This window comes from Kitasatospora sp. NPDC085895 (assembly GCF_040702125.1).
Taxonomy (GTDB): Bacteria; Actinomycetota; Actinomycetes; order Streptomycetales; family Streptomycetaceae; genus Kitasatospora; species Kitasatospora arboriphila.
Genome location: NZ_JBFBJY010000085.1, coordinates 22,844 through 35,458, shown reverse-complemented (window position 1 = coordinate 35,458; position 12,615 = coordinate 22,844). Strand labels below are relative to the sequence as shown.

Below are 12,615 nucleotides of genomic sequence, written 5' to 3'. Positions count from 1 at the left end.
GACGGGCCCTGGACACTGGCCCGAAGTTCAGCCGCTCGGCACCTCCTTCATGCAGCTGCACTCACTTCTCTGGAGCGACCTCGTGTCGCACGGTTCGCCTGGTAGTTGGTGAGGGCGAGGATGCGCCACACCAGGTCGGGGGACTCGAAGAACAGGCCGACGGCGGCCAGCGGCTCGACCACCAGCTCGACGGCCGACTTCGGCACCAGCGGACCGACCAGGATGCCGGGACCGCCGTGCGCGGTGATCACGTTGGTGAGCCGGTTGAAGCGCTGCACCTGGTGCAGACCGGCGAACACCACCTTGAACGCGCGGTTGGTGTCCTGCATGAGCTGCTGCAGCCGCATCACCGTGCGGAACGTGGACTGCCCGCCCTCGGTGTACACCGGCCGCGCGTCGGCGTTCAGGAAGGCGTCCGCCTCGTCCGCGAGGACCAGGACGCGACGGGTCGGCTTGTCCGCGATCCACTGCCGGATGTGCGCGGCTATGGTGTCGCCGTCCGCCCGCTCGGACAGCCGCGGCCCGAGCAGGCCGCGCCGCTTCAGCTCGGCCGCGAGCACGCCCCAGATCCGCTCCGGCGGCTCGGCGTGCCCGATGTCCGCCGTGCGCAGGTCGATGTAGACCGCCACGTGGTCCTCGCGGTTGTCCCGCTCGAAGGTGTCCACCACCTGCCGCAGCAGCGAGGACTTGCCCAACTGCCGTCCGCCGTAGAGGAACAGGCTGCCCTCCCGGCCCATGATGGCGCTCTTCTCGGTGTCACGGCCCTTGAACACCTCCGGCGGCACCCGCCCGGCGAGGTAGGGCGCGTAGGGCACGTAGCCGGCCCACGGCAGGGTGACCCGCTGCACCGCGCGGAACGAGCGCGGCTCGCGGGCGGCGATCCAGCCCAGCACCGCCGGGTCCACGACGATCGCCTGCTGCGGGCGGTTGCGGGACCGCTGCGCGAGCCTGCGACGGCCCTCGACGCCCAGCGGCTGCAGGTAGAGGATGATGTGCGCGCCCTGCGCCGACTCCGGCAGGTGCCGCAGCGGTCCCTCGCCGCGCTGCTCGTCGGAGATCAGCAGCACCCGGTACGACCGGTGGGCCTGCGAGCCCAGCGCGGCGACGTACCCGGGGAGGCTCTCGCTGACGTCGGCGCGGACGCTCAGCCGCATCACGCTCCAGTCCCTGCGGTCCGCCTCGTCCAGCGCCACCTGGGTCGCCGTCAGGCCGAGCAGCCGCAGCACACTGCCCACGTGCTTCTGGTAGGCGTTGCTGCGCTTGCGCGGGTCCGCCAGCGCCTCCCAGGAGTCGAGGGCCACCGAGGTGGCCTCCGCGAGCGACCGGCCGGCCGCGTAGTGGGACGCCCACCAGCGCGCGCCCACGCCGGTGCCGCCGGCGGCCGGCGCGTCGCGGTGCGCGATGCCCGCGAGGAACTCGTCCAGCTCGACGCCCTTGTCGCTCTGCCGCTCGGGCAGCGCGCGGCCCTGGCGGGCGAAGGAGAGCAGCTCCTCCGCCGTGACGACGTCGTCGACGTCCAGCAGGTCAAAGATGCGGGCGACGGAGTCCGTGTCGAGCGGCAACTCGGCGAGCTGCTCGCGCAGTTCCGCGGTCTTCTGGACGACGAGGGCACGCAGCTCCGCAGCCAGCGACCGGACGTCGGCGTCCCGGCCCCCGAACCGCTCGGCGGGCTCCTCGCGCCGCAGGTCCACCAGCCGGCCCGAGAGTTCGCTCTCGACCTGCGGGGTCAGCAGGTTCTGCACCCGGATCTGCGCGAACAGCGACTCGGCCTGCCGGCGCCGCCGCTCCACCCGCTCGCGCCAGACCGCGGCGGAGTCCTCCACCTGCTGCTGCCACAGTTCGAGTTCACCGGCCTCGGGCGTGCCCGTCCCGTGCAGGCGGCCCTGGCCGGCCACGGTGAGCAGCAGACGGGCGAGGTGGACGTCACCGCGGTCGAGGTGCGCCCGCAGCGCGGCCGGCACGTCCACCGGTTCGAGCAGGCCGGCCAGCGCGTCGGCCGCTCCGGCCCCGTCCAGCCGCGGCTGCGGCCGGTCGCCGTCGTCCAGCCACGCCAGGTCGCGCAGTGCCAGCAGGCAGTCGGCCGACGGCGTCAGCCCGTCCTCCCGCGCCACCGTCTTGGACTCGCCGCCGAGCCAGCGCACCAGCACCCGCAGGGCGGCGCCGCCCGGACCCGGCACCGACTCGGCGCGGCCTGCCTCCGCGACCGCCTGGATCAGTCCGGCACCGACCTCCCGGCCGCGGCCGTGCTGGGGCAGCGCCGCCACGGTCTGCGCCTCGCGCAGCAGGTCCACCACCGTCTTGATGTGGTTGCGCAGTTGTTCCCTGGCCGTCGAGTGGATGCTCTCCTTGCCCTGCTTCGGCGAGCGCGTCGCGCGGTCGGTGGCGTCGATGAGCCGGTCCGCCGCGTCGGCGCGCTGGTAGTGCTGCTCCATGTCCTCGGCCAGCGCGCGTTCGTCCGCGTGGCCCGCCGCCCACTCCTGGACCAGGCGCAGCGTCAGACCGAGCCGCCCGTCGCGGGCGCACATGGTCTGCAGCACCTTGGTGCCGCGCTGCAGGGTGATGGTCCGCTGCGGCAGGTCCTCCTGGAGCTGCCGCGCCCGGTCGCCGATCTCGGCGCGGTGCACGGCCGGCTCGGCCGCGGACGCGCGCAGCACCTCCCCGGCCGCCAGCGTCAAGCCCTGGCGGACCTCGGCGACGAGGTGCTGCAGCACGTCGGCCCAGACCTGGGGCAGGCCCGGCAGCGGCGCGAACTCGGTGACCAGCGGCGGCGCCCAGCCCGCGCTCAGGCCGCTGCGCAGTGCGGCGGCCAGCGCGACCAGGTACGCCTCACGGTCCTCGGACGCGGCCGGGAACCCGATACCCTCGGACTGCAGCTGGAGCTCGAACGCCGCCTGGGCGTTCGGCAGGTGGAAGGCCGCGTGGGCGAACGCCAGGGTCTGGACGCGGTGCTGGGACTCGCCGGCCGCCCTGGTGGTCCAGTACGCCTCGGCGAAGCGGTCCTGTGCGATGAGCCGCTCGACCGCCGACGGGCCGTCGTTCCCGCTGGTCCACACGTCGGCCACCGGTACCGGCCCGGCGGTGTCCGCGGATCCGTCGGACTCCTCGGAACCGGCGGCCCCGAGGGGCTCGGCGGCCCCGCCGGGACCGGTCGGCCCGGCGTCCTGCTCGGGCCGAGCGGCGGGCGGCTCCGTCCTGCGCCGCAGCGGACCGGGCTGCCCGGCCTCCCCGGCCTCCCCGGCGGGCCCGGTGTCCACCGTCCCGGCGTGTGCGGGCTCGTCGAGGCCGGTGCTCCCGGCGTTCTCGTCGGTCCCGGTGGTGCTGCCGGCGGGGGACTCCGGTGCGGCGGGGCCGTCCACCTGCGCCGCGCTCTCCGGGGCCGTGCTCTCCGGTGCGATGTCCTCCGGCTCCGGCTCCGGTTCCGGGTGCGGCTCCGGTTCGTCGGCCGCGGGCACGGCGTCCGCCGGGGCACCGGCCGACGGTTCCACCGGGTCGTCGAGTCGCTCACCGGGCGCCGCCGCCGCGGACGGGAGGCCGCCGGTGGCGAGCCCGAGTCGCTCCTCGGTCTCCCGGACCCGGTTCGCCAGGTCCGCGACGACGCGCTCCAGACCCTCCCGGGCCGGCAGGAACGACTCCTGCTCCAGCAGGCCCACGTACTTGGCGTGGGTCTCGCGCTGTTCGACGAGTTCGGCCAGCAGCGCCCGGCGTTCGTGCGCCTGCCGCTCCTCCGCCTCGCGCACGGACGCAACGATCCGCACCACCGTGTCGTAGGTGTCCTCGGCGGGCCACCCCGTGCCGTCGGGGTCCAGCGCGCGGATCGTCCCGGCCGTGCGCGCACGGTCGGCGAGCCAGCCGGCGACGTCCTCGGCCAGGGCCGGGTCCGCCGTTCCGAGTCCGGCTCGGATCCCGGCGGCCGCGGTGTCGAGCCGGTCCGCGAGGGCCGCGCCGTCCGTGCGCAGCCGCTGGACGTCCTGCTCCACCTGCTCCACGCCGGATCCGGTGGCGTCCGTCGAGGTTTGCACGTCCTCGGCCACCGGCCGTGCTGCGGGCGCCGTGTGATGGAGCGCCAAGTGCCCCTCCTCGGTGAGGTCCTCGGCGGGCGTCAGGGCCCGCTCCCACAAGTCCTGCCAGTTCTCGCGCACCAGCCGGGTGGTCGCGGACTCCGGGCGCAGGGCCAGGCCGTGGAGGGCCAGACCGGCCATCGGCGCGGGCAGCGCGCCCATCATCGCCCCGAGCCCGTCCAGGTCGGGGGACCGCACCGCCGCCACCGGGAACCCCCGGTGGCGCAGCTCGATCGCGGCCATCGAGGCGCCGCAGTCGGCGAGTGCGGCGAGCAGCCCGGCGGGCGCCTTGACGACCCACAGGTGGGTGCCCGAGTCCGTGGCCGCCTTCTTGGCCACCGGCTGCCCCCGGTACCGGACGGAATCCGGTCCGTGTGCGGCCTCGTGACGGGCCACCAGTATTCGCACCTCGTCCGCGGGGAGGGTCCGGAGCCACGAGCGGAGAGCGGGGATCGAGGGCATGCCCGTGATCCTTTCACGCAGCAGGCACGCCGACCAGGGGTTCGCCCGGTTGGTCCGGGCTGGTCCCGGGTGCTCGATCCGGCGTTCGGGCGGGCGGTACGAGTGCGGGCGCGGCACCCTCAGCGCAGCGGGCCGCCCTCGCGCTGGTGGCGGCCCGGGGTGGTGCCGAAGGCCTTCCGGAACGACTCCACGAACGAACTCGGCGAGGACCAGCCGCAGGCCGCCGCCACCGAGGTCACCGAGTGCCCCGCGGCCAGCAGGGTCAGCGCGCGGTGCAGTCGCAGCTGCGCCCGCCACTGCGGGAAGCTCATGCCCGTCTCCTGCCGGAACAGCCGGCTCAGCGTGCGCTCGGACGCGCCCACGGCAGCGCCGAGCCGGGCCAGCGTCCGGTCGTCGGCCGGGTCCGCGGCCAGCAGGTCGGCGAGGTCCCGCAGCCGCGGGTCCGAGGGCGTCGGCAGCTCCAGGCCGAGGGCGGGCGCCCGGCACAGCTGGTCCAGCGCCACCCGCTCCAGGGTGCGGAACTGTTCGCCCTGCGGCGGCTCCGGACCGCTCATCACCTCGACCACCTCCCACAGCAGCCGGCTGACCGCCAGCACCGTCGGCCGGTCCAGCGCCAGCGGGTTGACCTCGGCGGGAAAGCTCAGGCTGCGCAACTCGCTGGGCCCGTGGGCCCGGTGGGCGTGCGGCACGCCGGCCGGCAGCCAGACCCCGCGGTGTGCGGGGACCGCCCAGCTGCCCTGCGGGGTGGACACCTCCAGCACGCCGCGACCCGGGCAGACCAGCTGGTTGACGGTGTGGAAGTGCCAGTCGATCCGCTCGCGGTGGGCCAGCGGCTGCCGGGTCGGGCCGGTCAGTTCCTGGCGGGTTGGCGACATGGATCGGCAGAGTATCGGAAGCCCGTCCCCGGTGCCGCGGGCCAGGCTGGTCACTGCCGGCGAACGCTCGCCGGAGAGCCACCGAGGAGGCGGGATGACCCTGGACGACACCGCGCACCGGAGCGCCGCCGGAGCGGCGCACGCGCCACCCGGACCATCCGCGGCAGCCGGGCCGCCGGAGTCCGGCGGGGTCTGGCGGCGGATGGGCCTGTGGGGCGCCGCGCACGCCGTCGACGACTTCTACCAGGGCCTCGTCCCCGCGGTGGTGCCGTACTTCGCGCTCGACCGGGGCTACGACTACGTGGCGGTCGGCGGGCTCGCGATGGCGGCCACCGTCGGCAGCGCCGTGCCGCAGCCCTTCGTCGGACTGGCCGTGGACCGCTGGCGGCTCGGCGGGGCGGCCGCCCTCGGCGTGGCCCTGGCCGGGGTCGGCCTCGGTGCGGCGGGGCTGGTGTCCTCGTACGCCGCGGTCTGGCTGCTGGTCCTGCTGTCCGGGCTCGGGGTGGCGATGTTCCACCCGGCGGCCGGGCGCTCCGCGCGGGAGGCGGCGGGCGGCAGCACGACGGCGATGAGCGTGTTCGCGGCGGGCGGCAGCGTCGGCTTCTTCCTCGCCCCGGTGCTGGCCACGCCGGTGCTGGCGGCCTGGGGCGTGCGGTCCACGGTGCTGTTCGTGCCGCCCGCGCTGATCACCGGCTGGGTGCTGCTGCGCCACCGGCAGCGACAGCGGGAGCGGGAGCGGGCCGTCGCGACGGCCGCGGCCGCACCGGCGGGGCCGGACCGGTGGCCGCCGTTCCTGGTGCTGACCGGGGTCGAGGTGGCGCGGTCGGTGGTGTTCTTCGGGGTCAGCACCTTCCTGGAGCTGCACTGGCTGCGCGACCTGCACGCCTCGCACGCGCTCGCCGGTGCGGCACTGGCCGGCTTCCTCGGCGGCGGTGTCGCCGGGACGCTGCTCGGCGGCCGGCTCGCGGACCGGATCGGCGCGGTGGCCGCGGTGCGGCTGGGCACCGCGGCCACGGTGCCCGCACTGGCGGGCCTCTGCCTGGCGCCGGGCGGCCTGCTGCCGCTGCTGTTCGCGGTGCTGACCGGGGCGGCGCTCAACGTGCCGTTCGCGGTGATGGTGAAGCTGGGCCAGGACTACCTGCCCGGCCGCCCCGGCACCGCGGCCGGGGTCACGCTGGGGCTCGGCGTCAGCGCCGGCGGGCTGTGCGGGCCGCTGCTGGGGCTGCTGGCCCGGGCGCACGGGCCGCAGGGCGTGCTGGCGGCGCTGTGCGCGGTGCCGCTGCTCGGTCTGCTGCTGGCGTACGCGCTGGTGGAGCCGGGCGCGGCCGGGCGGGCCGGGCGCTTCGGCGGGCGGTTCAGGCCACGTGGCAGAGCTTGACCACGGAGACCCGGTGCAGGTCCACCGCGAGCGGGGTGTGGCGACGGTGCCGGCGGGCGTCCTCGGACTCCGCCCGGGCGAGTGCCTGCTCCAGTGCGTGGTCGGCCTCGGAGGCGTCGACGATGAAGAGGTGGACACCGGTGTCGGGCGTGCCGTCCGGCCCGGTGTCACCGGACTGGTGCGGAATCTCCACCCGCCAGCGGAACAGGTGCGGCGATGCCGCTCGGGACCTCTTGGTCATCGGACGTGCTTCCTCTCCCGTGCGGACGTGACGGGCGTTGGAGCTCCGTGGCGTTCGGACCTGTGCGATCCGTATCACCGTATGAGGGTGAAATATGTCCGTCAAGAGGACGAGATGTGGAGTAAATATTCCGTCCGGCGGATGAATTCGTTCGGGAGCCAGTACGGTGCATGTATGAGCGACCTCCACGAGTCGGCCGCCCTCTCCGCCCGGCGGCTGCGCACCCGCACCGCCCTGCTCGCCGTGCTCGCCGAGTACGGCGCGCTCAGCCGCTCCGACCTGGGGCGGCTCACCGGCCTGTCGCGGTCCGCGGTCAGCAGCGCGGTCGCCGACCTGCGCGCCGAGGGCGCCGTCACCGAGCAGCCCGCCCCCACCGGCCCGGTCACCGGGCGCGGCCGCCCGGCCGCCGTGGTCGCGCTCAGCCGCGACACCGGGCTCGTCCTCGGCCTCGACCTCGGCCACGCCCACATCACCGCCGCCGTCGGCACCGGCGAGGGTACCGTGCTCGGCGAGGCCACCGCGCTGCTCGACATCGACGACCATCCGCAGCGCGCCCTGGACACCGCCGCCGACCTCGCCGTCGAGGCGATGCGCCAGGCCGGCTGCGGACCGGAGGCCGTCGGCGCGGCCGCGGCCGGCATCCCCGCCGCCATGGACCTGCGCACCCGGGCCGTCCGCGCGCCCACCATCCTCGCCAAGTGGATCGGCCTCGACCCGGCCGCCGAGCTCGCCCGCCGCCTCCGGATGGCCGTCGCGGTCGCCAACGACGCCGAGATGGGCGCCCGCGGCGAGCGCGCCCTCGGCGCCGGCCGCGGTCTCAACGACCTCATCTACGTCAAGGCCTCGCACGGGGTCGGCAGCGGCCTCGTGCTCGGCGGCCAGTTCTACCGCGGCGCGACCGGCCTGGCCGGCGAGATCGGCCACATCCAGCTGCCCGGCGCCACCAGCTGGTGCCGCTGCGGCAACCGCGGCTGCCTGGAGACGGTCGTCTCCGTCGCGGAGGTCCGGCGCCGGCTCACCCACGTGCTGGCCAGCGCCGACCGCGGGAACGTGCCCGAGGAGATCCCGCCGCTCGACGAGCTCGGCGACCGTCCCGCCGCCGCCCGCGTGATCACCGACGCCGGCCGGACCCTCGGCCGCGTCCTCGCCGACCTGGTCAACTGCCTCAACCCCGCCGCGATCATCATCGGCGGCGAGCTCGGCCAGGCCGGCACGCCCCTGGTGACGGGCGTCCGCGAGTCCGTCGACCGCTACGCCCAGCCCGCGGTCGCCGACGCGGTCGAGATCACCGCCGGCACCCTCGGGGTCCGCGCCGAGCTCCACGGCGCCCTGGTCACCGCCGCCGAGAGCCGCCGCACCGTCGCCTGACGGCCGCGGGCCGCCCTGTCGCCGGGCGGCCCGCGGACGGACGGGCGCAGGGGGCGCCGGCTCTCCTCGGAGCCCCCTGCTGTCGGGCGGGCCCGCCCGGTCCCGACGGTGGCCGGGGGTGGGACCGGGCGGGAGTCGTGGTGGTGCGGCAGGGTCAGGGGCAGGTCTTCCAGGCCAGGTGGTAGACGGTGTTGATGTCGCCGTCGGTGGAGTCCATCGTCATGAAGCTGGTGGTCTTGGCGGTGTCGGACGTCCCGGCGTTGAGCCGCAGCTCGGTGTTGATGTTGAAGTTGCGGAGCTCGCCGCAGGGCGCGAAGACCAGGGCGGCCACGTCCACCGAGTCGGTGGCCTGCCAGCTGTCGTCCAGCGGGCCCTTGAACTGGTGGTTGCTGGAGGTGGTCTGCGGCGAGCCCTGGAAGTAGTAGTTGGCCTTCTGCGTGCCGACGGCGCCGCGCTCCAGGTGGGCGAAGCCGCGGTAGTCGGCGGAGGCGATGGCGTAGGTGAAGCCCTGTGGCACGTGCACGTTCAGGTTGAGCTGACAGTTCTTGCGGAAGTCGGTCGGCTTGGAGCCGACGCCCACCTGTGCCAGGTAATCGCTGTAGGTCACGGTGAAGGCCGTGTTGTCGGGGGAGACCGCGACGGCGGCCGTGCCGGCCGGACACCCGGAGCCGTTGACGGTGGCCACGTTGATCACGATCTTGTCCGGCGGCGGAGGGGTGGTCCACGGGCCGGCGGGCGCCGCGGCCGAGGCCGCGGGGGCGGCGACCAGCGAGGCGGCGGTGGCGCCGACGGCGACGAGCATGCGAACGATCAAGGCGTTTCCTTCCGATCGTGCACGGCCGCCGGGCGGGACTCCGCTCCGGCGGTCTGTCGCGTACATGTCACCACGACATCCGCCCCGCGTACAGAGGGGTGGCGACGCTCCGTCAGGAATCCCTGACGGAGCGTGGACGAACGGCGGACCGCCCCCGCCGGCCGCGACCCCGCGCCGCAATCCCCGCACCCGCCGGAACCGCGGGCCGGATCCGTCCGACTACCTGCACCGGGCCGGCAACCGCCGCCCCGCAGCACGGACCATCCGGAGACCACCATGCGCGCTCGCGCCCTGTGCGGCCTGGCCGCCGCCCTCGCCCTGCTCACCTCGGCCTGCGCGAGCGGCGGCGGCACCCCCGCCGCGGGCACCGGCTCCGCCGCACCGTCCGCGGCCACCGGCGGATTCCCCGTCCGGGCGGCCGACTGCGCCGGCGTGGAGACCGTCTTCGACGCGCCGCCCCGGAGGATCGTCACCAGCAACGCCGCCGCCCTGGAGATGCTGCTCCGGCTCGGCGCCGGGGACCGGGTGATCGGCACCGGATTCCCGCCCGGCACCGGCACGATGCCCGCCGACCTGGCCGAGCGCGCCGCCGCCGTCCCCGTCCTCGGGCGCGCCGTCATCGCCAAGGAGAAGCTGCTCGGCTCCGGCGCCGACCTGTACGTCGACACCTTCGCCTCGATGGGTGCCATGGGCGGGGCGACGGGCGCCGCCCCCACCGAGCAGGAGTTCGCCGCGGCCGGCATCAAGCACGTCCAGCTGCACTCCACCGCCTGCGCCGACCGGCTCACCGGCCCGCAGCAGGACCTCTCCGAGGTGGCCGCCGACATCCGCCGGCTCGGCGCGATCACCGGCACCACGGCCCGCGCCGAGGAACTGGTGGCCGGGATGGACCGCACCGTCGGCGCCGTGCGCACCGCGCTCGCCGCCGTCCCCGCCGACCGCCGCCCCTCCTACTTCTTCTTCGACGCCGACGCCGGCACCAAGCAGCCGATGGCCGCCTGCGGCCGCCAGGTCGCCAACGCGGTGATCACCCTCGCCGGCGCCCGCAACGTCTTCGCCGACTGCCGGGGCACCTTCAAGCCCGTCTCCTGGGAGGACGTCGTCGCCGCCGACCCCGACTGGATCCAGCTCGGCGTCCGCAACCGCGGCAGCGAGGCCGAGACCCGCAAGGCCTACGAACAGGCCGAGGCCTTCCTCCGCGACTTCCCCGCGACCCGGGAGCTGAAGGCCGTCCGTGCGGGCCACTTCGTCCGGATCGGCTCCGAGGTGACCACCATCGCGGGCGTCCGCAACGCCGACACCGTGCTCGCCGTCGCCCACGCCGTCCACCCCGGACTCGCCGTGGAAGGCCGCTAGATGGCCGCCACCGCAGCACCGGACGCGGCCCCGGCCGTCCGAAGGTCCGCGCCCCCGCGCACCGGCGCGGTGGCGGTCGCCCTCGCGCTCGCCCTGGCGGTCGCCCTCACCCTCGCCGTCTCGCTCGGCGCGGTGGACGTGCCGCCCGCCGAGGTGTGGGGCATCGTCGCCCGCCACCTCACCGGCCGCCCGGCGGAGCCCGGCACCCGCGACCTGATCGTCTGGCAACTGCGCGCCCCCCGCGCCCTGCTGGCGGCCGTCGTCGGCGCCGGACTCGGCCTCGTCGGCACCGCCGTCCAGGCCCTCGTCCGCAACCCGCTCGCCGACCCCTACCTGCTCGGCATCTCCTCCGGCGCCACCCTCGGCGCCGTCGCCGTCACCGTGCTCGGCACCGCGGCCGGCGCCGGCCTCGGACTCGGCCTCTCCGGCGCGGCCTTCGCCGGCGCGCTCACCGCCTTCGCCCTGGTCTGGACGATCGCCCGGCGCGGCGGTGGCTTCGCCCCGCTGCGGCTGGTGCTCGCCGGCATCGGCATCGGCCAGTTCCTCGCCGGGTTCACCAGCTTCCTCGTCCTGCAGGCCGGCGACGAACAGCGCACCCGCGGCGTGCTGTTCTGGCTGATGGGCAGCCTCGGCGGCACCACCTGGAGCCAACTCGCGCTGCCCTGCGCGGCGGTCGCCCTCGGCGCCGTCCACCTGCAGGCCCGCGCCAGGGCGCTGAACGCACTGGCCGTCGGGGACGAGACCGCCACCGGCCTCGGCGTCGACGTCGCCCGGCTGCGCCGCGAACTCTTCACCGTCACCAGCCTGCTGACCGGCGTGATGGTCGCCGTCTCCGGCGCCATCGGCTTCGTCGGCCTGCTCGTGCCGCACGTCTGCCGGCTGCTCGTCGGCGGCGACCACCGGCGGCTGCTGCCGCTCGCCGCCCTCACCGGCGCCGTGCTGCTCACCGCCGTCGACACCCTCGCCCGGACGGCCCTCGCCACCCAGGAGGTCCCGATCGGCGTGGTCACCGCGCTGCTCGGCGCGCCCGTCCTGCTGTACCTGCTCGACCGACGACCGGAGCACCGATGAGGATCGACATCGAGGACCTGACCGTCCGGCTGGCCGGCCACGAGGTGCTCACCGGCGCCCGGCTGTTCGCCGCCGAGGGCGAGACCGTCGGCCTGGTCGGGCCCAACGGCAGCGGCAAGTCCACCCTGCTGCGCACCGTCTACCGCCACCTGCGGCCGCACGCGGGCCGGGTCCTGCTCGCCGGCCGCGACCTGCGCTCGCTCGGCGCCGCCGAGGCCGCCCGGCGGATCGCCGCCCTGCCGCAGGAACGCGGCGCGGAGGCCGACTTCACCGTCCGCGAGATGGTCGCGCTGGGCCGCACCCCCTACCAGCGGGCCTTCGCCGGCGAGTCCGCCGCCGACCGCGAGCTGGTCGCCGAGGCCCTTGCCGAGGTCGGCCTGCAGGGCCACGAACACCGCGGCTTCGCCTCGCTCTCCGGTGGCGAACGCCAACGCGCGCTGCTGGCCCGGGCCTTCGCCCAGCAGCCGGAGGTCCTGGTGCTGGACGAGCCGACCAACCACCTCGACGTGCAGCACCAGATCGACCTGCTGGCCCTGCTCCGGGCCCGCCGCCGCACCACCCTGATCTCGCTGCACGACCTCAACGCCGCCGCCTCGCTCTGCGACCGCCTGCACGTGCTGCACCACGGGGCCGTGGTGGCCTCCGGCCCGCCGCGCGAGGTGCTCACGGCCGAGCTGCTCGCCGAGGTCTTCGGCGTCCGCGCCGCGGTGGTCGACCACCCGCTCACCGGCGATCCGCTGATCGCCTTCGACCACCGGGCCCGGGCCGGCCGCTGAAGGGGGCGACGACAGTGCTCACTCGTCGAACCGGACCATCAGCCTGACGGCGCTCGCCGCGCCGTGGCTCCCGGCGAGGGCGGTCATGACGGCGGCACGCGCCAGCTCGGCACGATCCCCCCGGCTACCGTGCCGCCACGTCGCACGGCGCACGGGCCGTCGTGTCGGGATCCACTGCGACGAGCTTCGACCGGGACCGGGTCAGCAGGGTCCTGG

At 75.7% G+C, this 12,615-nt stretch carries 9 protein-coding genes; 5 read left to right on the top strand and 4 right to left on the bottom strand.

Annotated features, from left to right (window positions below; all coding sequences use genetic code 11):
* Positions 1-47: 47 nt before the first annotated feature.
* The gene (locus AB0442_RS34825; protein ID WP_366167582.1) at positions 48-4,520 is read right to left on the bottom strand and encodes a hypothetical protein; all 4,473 of its coding nucleotides are present in this window, start codon (positions 4,518-4,520) and stop codon (positions 48-50) included.
* Positions 4,521-4,639: 119 nt separating this feature from the next.
* Positions 4,640-5,395: a helix-turn-helix transcriptional regulator gene (locus tag AB0442_RS34820; RefSeq protein ID WP_366167581.1), complete on the bottom strand. Its 756-nt coding sequence runs from the start codon at positions 5,393-5,395 to the stop codon at positions 4,640-4,642.
* A gap of 94 nt (positions 5,396-5,489) precedes the next feature.
* Here AB0442_RS34820 and AB0442_RS34815 point away from each other — a divergent pair, with 94 nt between their 5' ends.
* Positions 5,490-6,773 carry an MFS transporter gene (locus tag AB0442_RS34815; RefSeq protein ID WP_366167580.1) on the top strand — a complete coding sequence of 428 codons (1,284 nt, stop codon included), beginning with the start codon at positions 5,490-5,492 and terminating at the stop codon, positions 6,771-6,773.
* On the opposite strand, the gene AB0442_RS34810 is transcribed toward AB0442_RS34815, so the two are convergent.
* A complete protein-coding gene (locus AB0442_RS34810; RefSeq protein WP_344623908.1) occupies positions 6,751-7,014 on the bottom strand; it encodes a hypothetical protein in 264 nt (87 codons plus the stop codon). The two genes, AB0442_RS34815 and AB0442_RS34810, sit on opposite strands and share 23 nt — an antisense overlap.
* Positions 7,015-7,188: 174 nt before the next feature.
* Here AB0442_RS34810 and AB0442_RS34805 point away from each other — a divergent pair, with 174 nt between their 5' ends.
* Positions 7,189-8,382 (top strand): ROK family transcriptional regulator, encoded by a 1,194-nt coding sequence (locus AB0442_RS34805; RefSeq protein ID WP_366167579.1) that lies wholly within the window; start codon positions 7,189-7,191, stop codon positions 8,380-8,382.
* A gap of 154 nt (positions 8,383-8,536) precedes the next feature.
* On the opposite strand, the gene AB0442_RS34800 is transcribed toward AB0442_RS34805, so the two are convergent.
* On the bottom strand, positions 8,537-9,193 hold the full coding sequence (locus tag AB0442_RS34800) for a DUF4360 domain-containing protein (protein WP_366167584.1): 657 nt from the start codon (positions 9,191-9,193) through the stop codon (positions 8,537-8,539).
* Between the two features lie 279 nt (positions 9,194-9,472).
* Between AB0442_RS34800 and AB0442_RS34795 the strand changes: the two genes are divergently transcribed.
* The 3 genes from AB0442_RS34795 to AB0442_RS34785 are packed head-to-tail and all read left to right on the top strand — an operon-like array spanning position 9,473 to position 12,399.
* On the top strand, positions 9,473-10,552 hold the full coding sequence (locus tag AB0442_RS34795; RefSeq protein ID WP_366167577.1) for an ABC transporter substrate-binding protein: 1,080 nt from the start codon (positions 9,473-9,475) through the stop codon (positions 10,550-10,552).
* On the top strand, positions 10,553-11,623 hold the full coding sequence (locus AB0442_RS34790; protein WP_366167576.1) for an iron ABC transporter permease: 1,071 nt from the start codon (positions 10,553-10,555) through the stop codon (positions 11,621-11,623).
* A complete protein-coding gene (locus AB0442_RS34785) occupies positions 11,620-12,399 on the top strand; it encodes an ABC transporter ATP-binding protein (RefSeq protein ID WP_366167575.1) in 780 nt (259 codons plus the stop codon). The genes AB0442_RS34790 and AB0442_RS34785 overlap by 4 nt, the downstream gene beginning before the upstream one ends.
* Positions 12,400-12,615: the final 216 nt, after the last annotated feature.